This is a genomic window from Brassicibacter mesophilus, assembly GCF_050433385.1.
GTDB lineage: Bacteria > Bacillota > Clostridia > Tissierellales > Proteiniboraceae > Brassicibacter > Brassicibacter mesophilus.
The window spans coordinates 84577-103715 of the sequence record NZ_JBNPXI010000001.1; the positions used below are offsets into that span (position 1 = coordinate 84577).

Sequence of the window (19139 nt, forward strand, 5' to 3'; positions counted from 1 at the left end):
CACTTTATATACACTTTACAAAATTTCACTACAATGACAAAACTCGCTTAGAAATTGTAAATAACGTCTTAATATCTCTAACACTGAAACCCTTAGCGCAACGTCTCTTAGGGTCGCAGGTGTGGTACATTTTTGCTCCATAGCCTTTCCCCCTATATTTCTCGTCAACAGCAATTATTTCTGCCGTAGCTGTTGTCCCACCATAGGGGGAGTTTTAAACACACTATAGCCGATTAAACACCCATAATTAATAATGCAAAATACTTTCCTATTAATTCCATTGGATTGAACTATATCCTTTCCTGAAACATACATACCAGGAAATATTGAATCGTGCAACTCAATAAGTTGAGTTGCATACTCCGGCGATAATTTTTCAACAGAAACATCAAATTCCTGTTTTTTGTAGTCACTACGATTTAGAATGAATACACTTTCATTACCTTGATTTTCTGCACCAATCAAGTTCATAAACGACATACATTCTATATTTCTCTTATCGAAAAAGAAATTAAAACACAATTGTTTTTTATATAATTTCTTGGCATAATCGAACATCTCTTTAGCTATTCTGCAAAAATCACCTTCAACAAAAGGTCCTCCACAATCTGCAGTTTGCTTTTCTTCATCAACATAGAAAGAAATAACATCTATTAAGGTATTACCTTTGTAGTAGCCTATAACAGCATCATTATCTGATGCTAAACTACTCATAAAATCTTGTTGTATAGAGTCATGCTGACGAAAACAGAACGCAGAGTTGTGCTCTGGCTCATTGTTTTTTCTGTATACCATATCTACAATTTGCTTTATATCATTAACTGAACATTTTTTTATCATATTATCCCCCTAGTATAATAGACATACTACTCGAGCGAATGCGAGCATGGGCGGCCATTCAGCCAAATTGCATTTACCTTTCCCGTAATTGCGATGTCCTTGAACCGAGCTCTTAAAGAATATTCCCTGACGGTACTTACACCCGATGAAACGATGTGGTGAGCTTGACTCATTAGTAATACTTCTTCTTCAAATCCAAGAAGAATACCTTGCGAACCTTTACGAAAATGTGTTTAGATGAAGTTTTCTCCGTATCTCTTAAGGAATACCGTATCTTGTTTTATTAAGGATTATCCACATTTACCTTATCTCCAAAAACTCTAAAAACGACACTCCACTCATACTGTTTATCACCATTTTCACTAGTACCTATATCATATTCATTCATTAATACAGGAACACCCTCCTTATATATAAGACCACTAGATGAGAAAGAACCATGTTGGCCAACTATATTCTTGAAAAAATCTTCACTTACAAGCTGTTTTGTCTTTTCATCATGTCTTATTGTCCAAGTTATTTTATTGTTTTCCTTATCTCTTTCTACCAAAATACCAAAAGTGCCATCAATATATCCTATATCTTCTTTTATGTCCATTAATTCAACCTTATCAATTTCTATTCCACCTTTAAGTAGAACTAGTTCAAATCTTATTTCATATTTTGCATCCAAGTTATAATAATAACTATAATTAAAACCTTTTTTATAATTTTCTGAGGTAATATCATCATTAATTTGTTGAAAATACATCTCTCTACATAATAAATCACTCTCTGTATTTTTATTTTTGCATGATACACATAGATTTAGTATTATTACTGTCAATATTAATAATCTAACAAATTTAACTTTTTTCATTCTACTATCCTCCTATAAAACTCCCCATACGTATCTCCTAGCAAACAAGGGAAAAATTTTATATAACATCTTGGATTAGCGACGTCCCTGAACCTGCCCCTAAAGCATTACCCCCTGATGGAGCTTTGCTCCCGGTGAAGGGATGTGGTGCACAACTCCATAAGATTGTGCTCCGTGCACCCTTGCGTGAATGCCTTATTATCGGATGGAAAGGACTCGTGATACCGTTGTAACCACGAGTGCCCCTCTTAAACTTACTTCCAAAAACACTTATTTACGCAATATATAAGGTATGAGAGTTACTATTCTGTTTACAGACTATACTAGTTATCAAAGCTTTCTCTCAATATTTTCTAAACAAAACTTTACTGTATTATCAATATAGTCTAATATAAATTCCATTGTCAGCATACTCAATCTGCCTTCTGTCCTGCTTTTGAAATCCTGTTCTAATCCATTAAGCACTTTTGGTATATTGCTTCTATCAATTTCTGTTATTATAATGTCATCTGGAATTACAAAATTATCCTGGAGACTTAGTTTGAAATAATCTTTTAAAATCATGTTCAACTTTCCGTAATCATCATGCAGTATTTTACGAAAAGCTAAAAATTCCTTAGTATCATTATCTAAGTTATTTGGAAAGCCTGGAATTTTTAGTTGAACCCATTTATAATCGGATAGCAAATGGCAATAATAACCTAAAAACAAGCTTTTATAAAAATAATTAAAATATTTTTGTTTAAATCTTACATATTCTATGTTTGGTAACTTAGTATATTCACCATTAATAATGTATCTAAAATGAGAATGAGAATTTCCGTATAGAGTACCATTATGTGCATCAGGTAGTAAATTGCCTAAAATAAAATCGTTTTTATCGAAATTGCAAATTTCCAATATTTTTTTACTAATAATATAATGAATTATACGAGAAGCCATAATATTCTCCTTATAAAATATATATAATTTTTATTTCATAATATAAATCTGATATGTATTTAATAAGCGCTTTAATACTGTAACCTATACATTTCACACAAGAAAGCACGAAACTTTGTCTCATCTGTTCGATAACGTTTCACTTCCGACAGACTATGTCGGTAATTCTATCATTATAGTATATTACACGACAATAGTGTGGCAAATATCTTCTTACTATATGTTTTTCTATTCCTTCATTATCTTGCCTAATGGACTTTCTATTTTGCTAATTGATGTTATAGAAAAGTGACTCTTATTTCTTTTTCGTCAATTCTTTCTACGTTTACCTCATATTATCTCTTCTTTCAAAAAAAAGATATTCCTAAAGTACTAAATATTAGAAATTACTATCTTTATTCTACACATACCAAGCATTCCCTTTTATTTTCTAGTTTTTTTGTTGTCTTTCTATAAGTAGAAATTTAACTATTATTTCAATTAGAACTGCAAAAAGCCGAGAATATTCTCTCAGCTTATGCTCTTATTATTTATCATATTGAAGAATTCTTGTAATAAGCTTATTTCTCACCTTCTCTACTTCTGAGAAGTTCATATTTGGTACATAGAAGGTTTCTATTATATCATGATTTTTCTTTGCAGCAGCTATATTAGATAAAGCTATATCTATTAGCTGTTGATATACCTGTTTATCTTGTTCAATATTTTCCTTATACTTTTCTAGTATATCTGTACTTAGGTATTGATCAAGGTCTATGGTATTGTAGTTTTCTTCTTCTGCTACTTTACTAATGGTTAGTGCTACGCTTAGCTCTTTTATAATAACTGTTTCTATCTTTTCTGGAATCAATGGTGTATGATGCACTTCCACATCTAATCCTCTAACAATAGCTTCTTTATATACCTTTTCAAGTAAAGTCGATTTACCAGTACCATAATCCCCTTTAATATAATAAACTATCTCTAAACCCTCTAGTAATGTATCTGTATACTCTATCCACCCATTAGGTGTGTATGCACTACCAAATAAATGTCTTTCTTTACCTAATTTTTCACTTGTCTCTAATTCACCAAAAATATCTTTGATTAATTTATATGTTTCTATATTAACTTTTGCAAAATCTTGAGTTTCACCGTTCATCAATATGATATCTTCTTGAATAAGTCTTGCAGCTGGGAAGTATTTGTATGCTCTTTTATAAAATTTGCTATTGTTCTCTATATAATATAGAATTTTTTCTTTATTTTTTTCCATGCCTTCTGTGTTCCAAAAATCTCCTAGATGCACTATTTCATCCACTGCTCCTGGGTTTTTAGGATCAACTACATGTGGCGCTGTACCATCTATCATTGCAACTTTTAGCTTTGGTATTACTATACCATCTATAGAATTATTATCTGACGAGCAGTGATGATACTCAACATCATAACCTCTTTCTAACATTTCTTTAGCTACTTTTTTCATTAACGACGATTTTCCTGTTCCTGGACCACCTTTTAATATAAAAATTCTGTTTGCATCCTTTTCAATTATATTGTCATAGTATGAATAAAAACCTTTTGAAGTGTTCCCTCCTGGAATTAACCTCCTTATTCTGCCTGCCATATACATTCTCCTTTCAATTGATATTCATTATCGTTTTTGTTTCTTCTAATTTATATTCTATTATTATTGTTATGATATTGTGCATAAAAAATTAATTATATAGCATTATTTTTATTACTGCTTAAGAATCTTTCTCTTACTTTCTATTAAAGCCTTCGATGGATATCATATATACTTGCACTGTATAATTTTATAAGAATACATTGACAGTAAATACACCATAATATAAAATAATCAATAAATATATCTTGAAAATTCGATGAAGAGAAGAGTACCCATTTATATTTTCTAATAGCGAGCAGAAATTTGGTGGAAGTTCTGCAAGAAATCAAATGGAGAAAAGGGCCTTTGAGGAGCTGCCTGAACAGTTTGTAAGGGTTAGCCGTTAACTGCGTTAAAGTTTTGAGTGGACTATGTTAGTCAATTTGAGTGGTACCGCGGATTTATACCCGTCTCTATTATTAGAGACGGGTTTTTATTTTGTTTTTTAAATAATCAAACTGGGAGGTATGTATATGCAAACGCTTATTAAAAGAATAAGTACTATAGTTGAAGATACTTTTGAACAAAAGGGGTATGATAGAAAATATGGTTTAGTCACTGTATCAAATAGACCGGATTTATGCCAATTTCAGTGCAATGGTGCCCTTCCTGCTGCTAAACAATATAAAAAAGCACCTATTCAAATAGCCAATGAGATATTAAATGAACTGAAAAAATTTGAAATATTTGAAGATGTTTCAATTGCAGGCCCTGGCTTTATCAACATCAATATTAAGGATAGTTTCCTTGCTGAGTGTATAAACGAAATGTATACCCGTAAAAAATTGGGTTATGATGAAGAACCTAATCCTAAAACCATTATTATCGATTATGGTGGGGCAAATGTTGCAAAACCCCTTCATGTCGGTCATCTACGAGCAGCGATAATTGGTGAAAGTCTCAAGAGAATTTCTAAATATGTAGGACATAATGTAATAGGAGATGTTCATTTAGGTGATTGGGGCCTACAAATAGGTATGGTAATCTCTGAGCTTAAAAGACGAAACCCAAATCTTCCATATTTTGATGAAAATTTTCAAGGAGAGTATCCACAAGAAGCACCTTTTACCATAGATGAGCTTGAAGATATATACCCTGCTGCCAGTAAACTAGCAAAATCTGATAACACGGCTATGGAAGAATCCAAGCGAGCAACTTCTGAGCTTCAAAAAGGACGAAAAGGCTATGTTGAATTATGGAAACATATATTAAATGTTTCTGTAGCTGATTTAAAAAAGGGTTACGGTAATTTAAATGTAAACTTTGATCTTTGGAAAGGTGAAAGTGACTGTCAACAGTATATAAATATAATGGTAGACTATCTGAAAGATAACCACTATACTTCTGAAAGTCAAGGATTGTTAGTAGTTGATGTTTCTAAAGAAACAGATACCCATACCATTCCTCCTTTTATCGTTCTAAAATCTGATGGTGCTTCTTTATACAGTACAACTGACCTTGCAACAATTTGGGAAAGAGTTAAGGAATATAACCCTGACCAAATCATATATGTGGTTGACAAAAGACAAGAGCTACACTTTGAGCAAGTGTTTAGATGTGCTAAGAAAACTAAGATTGCAGGCGAAGATTTAAAACTAGATTTTATCGGTTTTGGTACCATGAATGGTAAGGATGGTAAGCCTTTTAAAACAAGAGAAGGTGGAGTAATGAGACTCCAAGATTTGATTAAAATAATTAAGGATGCTGTTCACGATAAGCTTAAGGAAAATAAAAATATTGACCCTAGCGAAGTAGATGAAATTGCAAGAAAAGTAGGACTATCTGCTTTAAAATATGGTGATTTATCTAACCAAATCACAAAAGATTATGTATTTGATATTGATAGATTTTCCTCATTTGAAGGAAACACTGGTCCATATATTTTATATACAGTTGTTAGAATCAAGTCTATTCTTAGGAAAATTGCTAATGAAGATTTCCAATATGACAATAAAATAGATACTCCATCCAGTGAAGTAGAAAGAAACCTATTCTTAAAGCTCTCAAAATTTAATGAAATTGTAGAGTTAAGCTTTACAGATAAGGCACCTAACAAAATATGTGACTATATTTATGATTTATCTAATATTTTTAATAAATTCTATCATGATAATAAGATAATTTCAGAGGAAAATATCGATAAAAAGTCATCATGGATTAATCTTATTACTTTGACAATGAATGTATTAGAAACAGGTCTAGATCTGCTTGGTATTGAAACTCCTGAAAAAATGTAGCACATGCTAAACCACATAGAATATATTACTCAAATTTTAGTTGTTTTCAGGGTTTAAAACGTTTTAATAAGTCAATTTTCAAGGGAAGTCAAGCCTGACTTCCCTTTTAGCTTATATTTTATTACATTTGTTGGTACTATATATCAAAAGGAAATGAGCTGTTTCAAATCTAATCATTCTTTATCAACTCATACACATCATCTATACTTTGCTTATAACGTTCGAATTTCTCATAGATTATAAAATTATCATCCCATAGAAAACATTAGAGCTAAAGATTTTTTTACTTTATCAAGAAATTTCTCAGACCTGTCTAAATAAAAACCTCAAATACAAAGAAAGTGAAAGAGAAAAACTCTCTTCCACTTTCTTAATTATTGTCCTTTGATTCAATTTGCTTATGTCTAATATAAAACCCTCTAATTAATATAATATAAGCTATTACATTAATTACAAATGTCGGGAAAGATAATATAGAAATTATAGGCGGAAAATTATTTCCAGACGAAAGAAACCCTAATGCATTTCTATTATTAATAATATACGGTGTTATAGCAAAGTTATTTATGTATCCGTAAACTGTTGCAATCAAATTTAAAATAAAAAACCATATTCCCTTTTTAAACAAAATATTATCTCTAGATTTTTTTGAGCATACAATTATACCTAGAATATCTACAATGGGTAAGATAATTAGACGTAACCAGCTCATAACTCCCATCAAAATCCATAAAAAACTATTAGTCATGCAGAATCCCCCTTTAACTTTATATTGCAAAACATCTCTTTCCCATTAGCTATACTCTATCTTAACTGTTGTTCCACGAACCCCAGCTATTGGTGGAGCAACAATAAGCTTTACTGGTACTCTATTCTTAAGCTCTTCAACATGACTTATTATACCTACACTTAGTTCCTCTTTATAAAGTCTTTCTAGGGATGACATTACCACATCTAATAAACTCGTATCTAGCGTTCCGAATCCTTCATCAAGAAAGAAAAATTCTATGGATGTATTCCCTTTTAGCTGTATTTTAGATGATAATGCTAGTGCTAAAGATAATGATGTTAAAAATGTTTCCCCTCCAGATAATGAATTGCATTCTCTCTTAACACCACCATTATAGTTATCAACTATCATAAAATTATTGTTTGAATCAATCTCTAGTCCATATCTTTCTCTAGTAATTTCTTTTAGCTTTTCTGTTGCAGCTTTAGCTATATATCGAAGATGACTCTTTGACACAAACTCTACAAATCTCTTAGCTTTTGTCAAATCCAATATCTCTGTTAGCATGTCTTTCTTTTGCTCTAATTTTTTTATTTCAACGCTTAATCTTTTAACTTCTGCTAAATTTTTTTGCATTTCATCCATTCGTTCTTTCTTCTGTCCTACTTCCTTTAATATATACGAATGAGATTTTTGAACTTCTTCTCTTTCACTCAAAAGAAGATACCATTCTTCTTCCTTTAGGGAAATTCCTTCAAGCTCATTATTTATCCTAGCTATGTTTGAAACTACACTATTTAGCTCGTCTTCATATTTTTTTATTTCCACTTCAATGATATTGAGTTTTTCCCTACTCTCAGAATATTGAAGTACCTCGTCAATGTTATTAAAATCATTCTCTTCCAAAGATACCGTTAACCTACTTTGAGTATCAGCTATAGATACTTCTAAAGATGTTATTATCTTTTCAATGCCTATCTTTTCTTCTTGTAACTTGCTTATTATACTCTTTTCTTTTTCTAGAGCTGTCCTTAAAGCTAGTTCACTATCATTAATTTCATTTATTAATTTCTCAGTTTCTTGTTTTAGTTCCATAGGATTATTTTGACCAGCAATCTTTTCAATACTACTCTGATAAGTGTCAATAATCCTTCTTTTTTCTTTCCCAGAGTTTATTATTATTTTCATTTCTTCATTATTCTTATTTATCATATTTTCGAATTGACTCTTTTCAAGCTCGCATTTTTTGTTTTCTTCTCTTAGCTGTTTTACTTGAAGATTTAGCTTTTCAATTTCTCTATCAGCTTTATTAATCCTTGCTAATTCCTCAGCTACACTCTCAAGCTTTAATTCCTTCTTAACTAATTCATAATTCTTAGATATAGTATTTATCTCTTGTAATAATATTGAAAGCTTTTCTTCTGTTTCCTCTAATAACTCTTTGTCTTTTTTCAAATTTGTCAGATATTCAATATTCGTATTATCGATCTGGTTTCTTTCCTCTTTTGATTTCAAAAGCCTATCGTATGTCTCTTTATAGTCTTTGCTCCACTTCTCTCTATATTTTTGAAACATATTTATTCTATACTCTAAATTTTCTTTTTCTTTAACTAATTCTTCAAAATCCAAACCGTTTATAATCTTTATTTTATCCTCTATATCTGTCTCTAATCTTTGAAGTTCATTGACCAACATTTTATGATCTGATTCTTTTACGCTAGTCTTCTTTTGCAGCTCGATAATCTCTTTATCTATCTGTAAAAGCATATTTTGTTTACTATCTAGTTCATTGTTTTTAAGCTTTTCAGCAATATTGGGATGATGAAGCGATCCGCATACTGGACAAGGCTCATCATCGACTAATTGTATACTTAAAATACTTGCTATATTTTTATATTCTAATTCTTTAATATCTTTTTTGACATTCTCTTGAGTATGTATTTTACTCGCTAATCCATTATTTAACTCATTTAAAAAAGATTCACTTTTTTTTATTTCATCACATAAGCTACTCTTTTGATTGTTCAAAGCGATTAGTTTTTTCTCGCTTTCCTTATATTCTTGAATCATATTTGAAAGTTCAAAAACTCTCATCTGAAGCTTGGACATATCTTTATTATCATCTGGCTTATTCTTCTCTAACTCAATTATTGCAGTGCTTACTTTCTCTATTTCTATAGTTTTTTCTTCTTTTCTTTTTTGTATCTCACTTATTTCTTTGTTATATATTCCTACATTGTTTTTTAATCTATTAATAGTATTTTCATATTCTTGTTTATTCTTAAGTACTGACACATATTGTTTTTCTAAATCTGAAGCTTCATTAACTTTTTTTCTATATTCAGATGTTACTGTATTATTCTTTATTAATTCTTCTTTTTCTTCTATTTCTTTCTCAAGTGTTGTTTTTCTTTCGATTACTATTTTAAGATTTTCTTCATCTGTTTTTAACTTTTTCTCATATTCCTTATATTTTGATAGAAGAATATTCCTTTCATTCTCTAATGACTCTTTTTCTTTTACCAAATCAATAGCATGATTAAGCTCTAATTTTTTTTCGATAAGTAAAGGTATCTCCTTTTCTTTTCTATCTAATGCAGTAGAATATTCTTTCTCAGTGTTTTGCATCTTATTCATTAAGAGTTCTATTTCACATTGATGCTTTACAATCAGCTCTTTATTTGCTTTTATATCATCTTGAGTTTTTTTAAGGCCGTTTACATAAGGAATTACATTAAAAGCATTTTTCCCTTTTACTAGCCTTATTTTCTTTTCTTTCATATAGTCTTCAAGTTTCTTTAGATCAGTCTCCTTATTTTTGCATTCATTAACCTCTTTCTGTAATTCCCAGATTTTTTTACTATTTTCATATTTATCTTCAAGCTGCAATTTTTTCTTCTTTACTTCTTTTTCTTTTTCAATTAAAGCTTCATACTCCAATTTAAGCTGCTTTAAAAGTTCATCAGACACTCCATCATATCTATTAAATTCACCAGCAAGCCTGTTCAACTCATTATTGATTATATCTCGCTTCATTTTCACCTTTATGTTTAGTCTATCACCATAGTCTTCTAGCCCAAGAATTCTCTCAAGCATCTTATTTCTATCTGCTCCTGTAAGTGTTAAAAACTCACTAAATTTACCCTGAGGAAGAACTACGGTTCTTATAAAATCTTCAAAGTTTAAACCAACGACATTATCTTGTATTTCTCTTTCAACTGAGGTACGCCCTTCTATAACGCTGTCAATACCTCCATCTTTATCCAAAGTTATCAGCTTTGCTGAAACTGTTTTAGTCCCACCTGAATTTGTCTTCTTTAAGCTTCTTTCAATCCTATAGTTTTTTCTTTCATTTCCATGCCCTGCTTCAAACTCAAAACATACATATAGCTTGTCTGTTTCTGTGTTTATATACATACTTGATTTTCTTGCTACTTGTCCGTAAAGTGCTAAAGTCATAGCATCTAGTATTGTTGATTTGCCGCTCCCTGTAGGTCCGAATATTCCAAAAAGACCTTTTTCAGTTAGCTTAGAAAAATTAACAACCTGCTCTTCTAGAAAACTATTTAATCCAATTATTTTAAGCTGATTCGGTTTCATCTTCATCACCTTCTTCTGAAATGATTTCAGAGAATATGGCCATTAATTCTTCACTAGGCTCTAATTTTCTTTCACTAAAATAAAATTCTTTGAATAACTCTGCAATACTTTTATCCTTATATTCTTCCATTTCTTTTTCTTCTATCTCTATATCCTCAATTATTGGGGTGATAGTTAAGATATCAGGCTTTATCTTCTTTATCTCCTTGATTTCTGACTGTGTAATAATAGAGTCTGTTTTTATCTCCAGGTAAACCCATACACTTCTGTCCTCATTTTGAATACACTTATCTATAGCCTCCTGTACTCCATTACATTTCCATACCTCTATTGGTTTCGTAATAGTCAACTCAACTTTTTCAATATCTGGTTCATATCCAACCTTAGCATCAATTACATATACACTTTTCTTATGTCCCTTCTCACTCTTACTATACTGTATTGGAGAACCAGAATAGAATGCATTTAATGCTTCTCCTTTTACTTTCTGACACTTATGTAGATGTCCAAGTGCTATATAATGTGCATTTTTAGGAAGCTTATCAGCCTCTACTGTAAGTCCTCCTCCAATCTGTATAGGCCTTTCTGAATCTGTGACTTCTCCACCCAAGACAAAAATATGACTTACACAAAGATTAACTGTATCTTCTCTAAATCTATTTGATAGTTCATCAAATATCTTTCCAACTCGTTCAGAATAACTTTTTTGCATTCCTTCTTCATCTATTGATTCAGTAAATACCTCATTAAGTCTTTGTTCACTTGGATAAGGTAGTGTCAATATTACTGCCTGTTCACCTCTGATATCGATCTCAACATATCCTTCATCTGCTGCAATTATTCTATGTTTTCCTATGTCACCAACTTCTACTGAACTTTTTGGAGTTCCTAGTAAAACAATGCCATGCTCATAAGCTAAAGGCCTAGATGATACTAACCTATCTGGATTATCATGATTTCCTGCTATTATAAGTACAACACGTTCTCCATAGTTGGATAATCTCTTTATAGCTCTGTAAAATAATCTCTCCGCTTTCGCAGGCGGATTACTATTGTCATATATATCACCTGCAATGATGATCAAATCTATCTCTTTTTCATTCACTATTTCGATCAACTCATCTATGAAATCTTCTTGTTCCTCTAGTCTACTGTGATCTTCTAAGTATTTACCTAAATGCCAATCTGAAGTATGAAGTATTCTCAATCTACTCTCACCTCTCTGCCCAGCTCAAACGAATAAATAAACATTTCTTTTACCTGTTTATTTGTTATTCGTTCTAGCGCCTCTTTATATAAAAGCATTTGTACTTTGTATTTATCAACTATGCTTTTCTCATCACCATCTACTACATAGTCAGTCTTGTAGTCTACAAGGATATGACCATCGTCTTCAGTAAAATAACAATCTATTATACCTTGTATCAAAACATCTTCATCACATTCATCAATTCCTTGTATTACATCAACTGCCTTTTTTCTCAATACAAAAGGTTTTTCTCTATTTACATTTGACGAGGCTAATATTCTCATACCTATATCACTTTGGTAGAATGTAACTAGTTTATCTATATCAATAACCTTTGCTTCTTCTTCAGTCAATAACTCGTGAATAATCATATCATCTATTTGCTGTTCTATAAAATTTCTATCCATATTATCACCAAGACGTAGGTGCTGCATTATAAAATGAATAATAGTACCTTTTTCTGCTTGAGTAAAAGGTTTTTTCCCTTCAAGAAATTTCGGCATCTTCACTAAAGATGGTATCCTATATGTTATATCCTCAATCTGATTGAATGAAGCTTTCTTTATCTCAGAAACAGACATCTTTGAAGGAATTTCAATTGAGCTTGGATGCTTATACTTCCATTCAAATCTTCTATCAATCTCTCCTTTTAAGTCTGTTGGGTTAATATAAATAAAGTTTTTTAATCTTTCCCTATTAGCCTGTTCAGCAGAAATATTATCAGCTTCCTGTTTGATTATATCCATTCTGTTAAGAATTTTAATATTCCAATGAGACTTATCATCACTTACTACACTTGACTTTATTTCTTCAAAGCCCGCCATTTTTCTTATTAAATCTCCATCATTATGCTTAGCCAAACAATTACATATCCAATCTAAATAATTTTTACTATTAGATAAATAATATAGTGATGAATCTTTACACCACTTTTTTGATTCGCGAGAAATATTTCTAACCGTCCCATAAAGTAATAATCTATCTTTCGCCCTAGTTAATGCAACGTATAAAACCCTCATCTCTTCTGAAAGACTCTCTATTTTCATCTTTTTCTTTATCGCTATCTGAGGAAGAGTTTCGGTATATTTTCGTTTCTCTATGTCAACAAACTTAGGTCCTAACCCCAGGTCTTTGTGCAGCAATATATCATCTCTTGTATCCATCATATTAAAACCTTTACCAAGTCCAGCACAAATAACCACTGGAAATTCAAGTCCCTTGCTTTTATGGATACTCATTATTCTCACTACATTTTCATTTTCTGCTATTATCTTCGCAGTTCCCATATCACCACTGCTGCTTTTAAGCTTGTCAACAAATCTAATAAAGTTAAATAATCCATTGATTGATGTTTTGTCAAATTGACATGCTCTATCAACTAATATTCGTAAATTAGCCTGCCTTTGTATTCCTCCAGGCATTGCTCCTACATAATAATAATACCCTGTTTCTATCATCAGCTTCCATATGAATTCATCAAGTTTTAGATACCTAGCCTCCTCAGCCCAATAGTCTATAGTATTGGCAAATTTAGAAAGCTTATCGCTTAAATTATCATTATTACTATTAATATAATGTTCTACTGCATCATAATAGCTTCCATTTTTATATGATATTCTAATTTTTATTAATTCGTCGGTTGTAAATCCACCAATAGAAGACCTCATAACACTCAGTAAAGGCAGATCTTGTCTTTTATTATCTATTATGTTTAATAGATTCAAGAAAACTTTTATTTCCAGTACATCAAAATAACCGTTACTATCATCAATATATACAGGGATACCTTCCATTAACAATATCTCATTAAACACAGAGCCCCAGTTTTTAGTAGCCCTTAGCAGTATTACTATATCCCTATAAATTATATCTTTATAACGCTTCTCTTTAGCATCATATGTCTGCTGTTTAATGAACTCCTTGATCTTACTAGCAATAATCCTCGCTTCGACTTCTATATCTCCCATTTCTTGAAGCTCTTCATCAACATTTTCTAGTTCTTCTACTTCTTTTTCTATGATATTAAGCTCTATTGGAGAATCTACGGCAGGTTCATAATCAGCACCCTTATACAATGATGCATTTTCATCATATTCCACCTCTCCAAGATCAGTTGACATTATGTTCTTAAAAATATAGTTTATACCTTGAAGTATTTCTTCTCTACTTCTAAAGTTCTGTGACAAGTCTATTCTCTTATCTAAACTGTTTTCGTTTCTAAAATAACTATTATATTTATCAAGAAACAGTGAAGGGTCTGCAAGTCTAAATCTATATATGCTCTGCTTTACATCTCCAACAAAAAACATATTATTATCACGCTTAATCTGATTTAAAATAGTTTCCTGTACAATATTGCTATCCTGATATTCGTCAACAAATATATGATCAAATTTTTTTCTAAACTCTTCTCTTATTTCTTCGTTTTCAAGTATCTTCAATGTGTAGTGCTCAAGGTCATTGAAATCAAGTATACCCTTTTCTAGCTTTTTTTCAGAATATAGCTTTGAAAATGATTGAATCAGCTCATAAAGATAATCCATTGCTGGAAATAGGTAATTTATTTCTGCAAGATATTTATCTACACCTTTACTAAAGATACCAGCTTTCAGGGATTTTTCTATAACTTCCTTGTACTTGTCTCTTAACTTCTGAGCTTCTTTTTTTAAAGCTTCATCTACATCTTTTGAAACTCTTTTTAGTCTTTCATGTGTAATGCTACTTAATTTTTTCCCAAATTCTTCGATGTCATACTTGTATAAAGTATTCTCTAAATCGTATACATTATTTAAATCACTATTTAAAGACTCAGCATATTCAATTGGTCCATTGATTCCATTAGCTACTCTTAATGCTTCATTTATCAAGTCTTTAGCTCCGCTTAACTCAATCTTAATATTATCTTTTATTGTCTTAATCCAATCACTATCTTCTAGCTCTTCCTTTGACATACTAAATTTATAAACACTTTCTCTAAGCCATTCATATGGCTTAGGTTTACTTTGTATGAAGAAATATATCTTCAATATCAACTCTTCTAATTTTAAGTCATTTTTATTTCCACCAAAGCTTTCAACCAAGGATATAAAGTTCTCATTTCCTTTTTCATATTCACTCTCTAAAACTTCTTCCAATACTTCCTGTATGATAACTTTTAATTCTGTTGAATCGCCTATCCTAAAAGTAGGGTCAATACCTATTAAGTGAAAATTTCTTCTAACAACACTTATACAGAAAGAGTGTACAGTAGTAATAGATGCTCTATTGAGTAAAGTTATCTGTCTTCTAAGGTGCTGTTCATTTGAATTTCCTTTTTCTATTTCTTCAGCTAGTGCTTGCAATATCCTTTCTCTCATTTCACCTGCAGCAGCATTTGTAAATGTTACAATTAGCATTCTATCTATATCTACCTTGTCTTCTATAATCAATCTGATTATTCTTTCAACTAAAACAGCGGTCTTGCCTGATCCTGCCGCTGCAGATACTAAGAGATTACAGTCTCTACTGACTATTGCATCATTCTGTGCTTCTGTCCATTTAGGCATCTATTCCTCACCTCCAATGTTTCCTTTTACCCTTCTTAGTACTTCGTCGTCCTTTAACTTCTTAAGTGCTTTATATTTATTATCATCAAAGCTAGTGTCAAATTGACATATTGAAGCAAGCTGACAATAATCACATGAAACCTTGTCATCTAATTTACATGGTTCTATTCTTATCTTCCCTTTGAGAATTTCTACTGCTATTTCACCAATCAAGTTTTTTACATGCTTAACTAATCCTTCTAAATCTTCTTTTTCAAATACAGATGAACTTTTTGTAAAGTCACCATCCTTTTTAAGTGAAACGGGAATTATATTAGAGCTTCCAGTTTCTTCGATGCTTTTGTCCATTGCTCTAATAACCTTTATATCCTTTAATATTATGCCGTCCATCTTTAGCTGTTTAGATATTTCTGCCTCTATTATTTCAATATCATCTTCATCAGTCTTTATCATAGGGTCGTCTATCCTAAAATAGAATACGCCTGCAGGATATAGCTCATCCTTTATTAATTTATCCTTATTTGATACTACTGCATCTAGATACACTATCAATTGGATTTGAAGGCCGTAGTAGGCATCTGAAAGGCTAAAGCTCTTATTCCCTGATTTATAGTCTATTACCTTAACATAGCTGCCATTTTCGTCTTTCAATATATCTACTCTATCAATCCTACCCTCCAGCTTTATCTCTTCACCGTTAGCCAGCTTTATAACTATAGGTGGTATCTTTTTCTCTGGCCCGTCTCCGAAGCTTAATTCATATTGAAACGGTACAAAATCACCATGTCTTACGTGCTCAGTAAGTGTCCATAACGCTCTTTTACTTATTCTTTTTAGCTTATTTACAAGATATTTATATCTATGGGTACTTAATAATACACCATGCTGAAAATCTTCAATCATCCTATCTAACACTCTATCTACTATTTCATCAGACTTGTCTCTTTGAATATCCTTCCAATTCAAATTTTCTATAGAAAGCTCCTTTGAGAACTCTTCGATTGAATTATGAAACAGCAATCCTACATCTGGACTTTTCAATACATGGATTTTTCTTTCCTTTGGCTTAAGTCCATAATTAATAAAATGTGAAAAAGGACAATTCACAAAATTCTCTAATCTAGATATACTTGATTTAAATGGCATGTCATATAGTGCTCTTGAGTATCCTTCATCAATATATTCCTGCTGATTAGTATGGAACAATCCATCTATAACAAGATTTATCCTTTTTTTCCATACTTCATTGCTATAATACCAGTTATATACATCCCACCATATTTCATCAATATTATTTCCATCAACATATGATCTAAGGTTTTCAGTCAGATATTTAAAGGTTGAAATAGGAGTTGCAATGAGTTTTAGCTCTTTTTCTCTATTCTTACTAATATCGCTTTGAGGAACAATATTAGTATAGAGCTTTTTAAGCCTGTCTATCAGAATCGAAGGTCTAAGCGCTTTTCCTTCATTATCACTAAGAGCGTAACTAATAAATAAATATTCACTAGGCTTTGCAAATGAAGTATAAATAGCAAATTTTTCTTCAGATACTCTTGTTTCGTTATCAGAATAGATTTCCATCCCTATTTCCTTCATAGCAACCTTTTCTTCATCAAGAAGAAGACCACCGTCTTCAAAGCTTGATGGAAGAATGCCATCATTGACTCCTACAACAAATAAAGCTTTTATATTATGGCTTTTTGATCTATCTAAATTACCTATTAGTACCTGATCCATTGTAGGCGGTATTATTCCTACTTCATATTCAGAAAGTCCTGATTCTAATATTTTTATATATTCTTTTAAGTTAACTCTTGTATCTCCTAATATCTCTACTAGTTGATCAAATACCTCCATAACTATATTCCATATTTGAGTATTTTCATTTACGTACTCTAGATTTCCTTTATTCTTTTGTGTATCAATTAAATAGTTCAACTTCTCTTCAATATTCATTTCATTTAAAAAATCAAAAAGATATTTAGTCAAATCAGAAACCAAATTTTTGTTTCTGATTTTATTCTTAAGATTAACTATCGAAGCTATAAACCTATTTCTGATTAAATTAATTTCTTCAAGATCATCATCTTCAAATACAAAATCACTTAGCCATTTATCTCCCGCTATTCCGTACTTAAGTACATAGTTTTCCAGCTTTTCATACTCTGTTTTATTTAATTCACTAAAGCCTGTCTTTATTAGTCTAAATACATCTTCGTACTTAAATCCCCTCGATATAATCTCCAGTCCAGATAAAATGAACTTTATAATAGGGTTATTCATTATACTTCTTTTTTCATCTATAAAATACGGAACCCCATACTCACTAAACACTTTCTTTATAGTTGGAGCATAAATGTCCATATGATTACACACTACTGCTATATCTCTCCATCTATAATCTTTATCACGCACTAAGCTAATTATCTGGCATGCTATATTTTCGATTTCAGTATATTGATTCATACCTGAAAAGACCTGAACTCTATCGACTTGTTCTTTATATTTATTGTATGGATACGAATATAACTCTTTCTCTAGATATTTGAGCTGCTCATGTCTATGTAAAACTTCATTTTCAACAACAGTCCTTGACTCTTTTACCCCATTAGCTTCGGCTATCTTTCTTAGTCTTTGATATGTATCTAATACTGGCTTAAACATATCGTAATCTCTATTTCTAGTTTCATCTAAGGTCAAAGAAATGCTCAATTTTCTTGACTTTAAAGCTAGTTTCTCTAAAATCTTATATTCCTGTGAAGAAAAGCTATTAAATCCATCAATCCATATTTCACAGTCATAAAAATAATCGGAGTCTTCTATTTTCTGTATAAGCAAATTCATCTTGTCTTCTTCATCTGTATATTTTCCATCTAGATAATCATTAAAATTCTTATATATTAAAGAGATATCTTGCAGCTTTCTTTTAAGCATATTGTCATCTTCAATAGAATTAATTTTTGATTCTAATAGTTCATAAGAAATGTCATTTCTCTTAAATTCTGAAACAAGGCTACAAAAATTAGATAAAAAACCTTCCTGTTTAGAACCTTTTTTGAAGACAGATAAGTCTTGAGAATTTTCATCAAATAATTTTCTCAACACCATTATCTTTCCTAATTCATTTATTGTAGCTTTTTTTATTCCGCCTACTTCACTTAAAACTTTGTAAGCAAGTCTTTCAAAGCTTAATACTTCTACTCTCATGATCCCATCTAGACCTTTTTTGTTTATCAAATCTGCTTCTGCTTGCAAAGTAAATTGCTCTGGAACCAAAAGAACTAAACGATGTTCGCTATTTTCCTTAAGTCTATAGTCAATTTCATGAAGTACTAAACTAGTTTTTCCCACACCAGCTCTTCCTAAAATGTATCTTAATTTCACGTTATCACCTCATCAAAAACCTTATATGAATATATTCTACTTTTCTGTGCTATACCCTCTTAAGAATATATGGAATTAATGTATATAAGTTCACAAATTAAA

General features: G+C 31.0%; 10 protein-coding genes and 1 other annotated feature. Of the genes, 1 reads left to right on the forward strand and 9 read right to left on the reverse strand.

The features are described 5' to 3' along the window. Positions 1-174 precede the first annotated feature (174 nt). The 4 genes from HNR33_RS00490 to HNR33_RS00505 form a co-directional block, all read right to left on the reverse strand. On the reverse strand, positions 175-840 hold the full coding sequence (locus HNR33_RS00490; RefSeq protein WP_429079108.1) for a hypothetical protein: 666 nt from the start codon (positions 838-840) through the stop codon (positions 175-177). 283 nt (positions 841-1123) lie between these two features. Next, positions 1124-1699 carry a hypothetical protein gene (locus HNR33_RS00495; protein ID WP_429079109.1) on the reverse strand — a complete coding sequence of 192 codons (576 nt, stop codon included), beginning with the start codon at positions 1697-1699 and terminating at the stop codon, positions 1124-1126. A 330-nt stretch (positions 1700-2029) separates the two neighbouring features. Beyond that, a complete protein-coding gene (locus tag HNR33_RS00500; RefSeq protein ID WP_429079110.1) occupies positions 2030-2641 on the reverse strand; it encodes a zinc dependent phospholipase C family protein in 612 nt (203 codons plus the stop codon). 526 nt (positions 2642-3167) lie between these two features. Next, positions 3168-4247, reverse strand: a complete 1080-nt coding sequence (locus tag HNR33_RS00505) for a PRK06851 family protein (protein ID WP_429079111.1) — start codon at positions 4245-4247, stop codon at positions 3168-3170. Positions 4248-4497: 250 nt separating this feature from the next. Continuing rightward, positions 4498-4707: a binding site (T-box leader), on the forward strand. A 55-nt stretch (positions 4708-4762) separates the two neighbouring features. Between HNR33_RS00505 and argS the strand changes: the two genes are divergently transcribed. Next, a complete protein-coding gene (gene argS, locus HNR33_RS00510; protein ID WP_429079112.1) occupies positions 4763-6526 on the forward strand; it encodes an arginine--tRNA ligase in 1764 nt (587 codons plus the stop codon). 370 nt (positions 6527-6896) lie between these two features. Here argS and HNR33_RS00515 read toward each other — a convergent pair whose 3' ends face one another. Genes HNR33_RS00515 through addB form a run of 5 tightly spaced genes read right to left on the reverse strand, consistent with a single transcriptional unit; the run spans position 6897 to position 19037 of the window. Next, positions 6897-7274, reverse strand: coding sequence for a hypothetical protein (locus HNR33_RS00515; protein WP_429079113.1), 378 nt, complete (start codon positions 7272-7274; stop codon positions 6897-6899). A 45-nt stretch (positions 7275-7319) separates the two neighbouring features. After that, a complete protein-coding gene (locus HNR33_RS00520; protein ID WP_429079114.1) occupies positions 7320-10856 on the reverse strand; it encodes an AAA family ATPase in 3537 nt (1178 codons plus the stop codon). Next, positions 10837-12063 (reverse strand): metallophosphoesterase family protein, encoded by a 1227-nt coding sequence (locus HNR33_RS00525; protein ID WP_429079115.1) that lies wholly within the window; start codon positions 12061-12063, stop codon positions 10837-10839. The genes HNR33_RS00520 and HNR33_RS00525 overlap by 20 nt, the downstream gene beginning before the upstream one ends. Continuing rightward, positions 12060-15650, reverse strand: a complete 3591-nt coding sequence (addA, locus tag HNR33_RS00530; protein WP_429079116.1) for a helicase-exonuclease AddAB subunit AddA — start codon at positions 15648-15650, stop codon at positions 12060-12062. The genes HNR33_RS00525 and addA overlap by 4 nt, the downstream gene beginning before the upstream one ends. Continuing rightward, the gene (gene addB / locus HNR33_RS00535; RefSeq protein ID WP_429079117.1) at positions 15651-19037 is read right to left on the reverse strand and encodes a helicase-exonuclease AddAB subunit AddB; all 3387 of its coding nucleotides are present in this window, start codon (positions 19035-19037) and stop codon (positions 15651-15653) included. It lies immediately after the preceding gene. Between the last annotated feature and the right edge of the window lie 102 nt (positions 19038-19139).

Excerpts from the sequence above, each read along its gene's own strand:
- HNR33_RS00490 (WP_429079108.1), bottom strand. The coding sequence starts at position 840 with ATGATAAAAAAATGTTCAGTTAATGATATAAAGCAAATTGTAGATATG.
- HNR33_RS00495 (WP_429079109.1), bottom strand. The coding sequence starts at position 1,699 with ATGAAAAAAGTTAAATTTGTTAGATTATTAATATTGACAGTAATAATA.
- HNR33_RS00500 (WP_429079110.1), bottom strand. The coding sequence starts at position 2,641 with ATGGCTTCTCGTATAATTCATTATATTATTAGTAAAAAAATATTGGAA.
- HNR33_RS00505 (WP_429079111.1), bottom strand. The coding sequence starts at position 4,247 with ATGGCAGGCAGAATAAGGAGGTTAATTCCAGGAGGGAACACTTCAAAA.
- argS (WP_429079112.1), top strand. The coding sequence starts at position 4,763 with ATGCAAACGCTTATTAAAAGAATAAGTACTATAGTTGAAGATACTTTT.
- HNR33_RS00515 (WP_429079113.1), bottom strand. The coding sequence starts at position 7,274 with ATGACTAATAGTTTTTTATGGATTTTGATGGGAGTTATGAGCTGGTTA.
- HNR33_RS00520 (WP_429079114.1), bottom strand. The coding sequence starts at position 10,856 with ATGAAACCGAATCAGCTTAAAATAATTGGATTAAATAGTTTTCTAGAA.
- addA (WP_429079116.1), bottom strand. The coding sequence starts at position 15,650 with ATGCCTAAATGGACAGAAGCACAGAATGATGCAATAGTCAGTAGAGAC.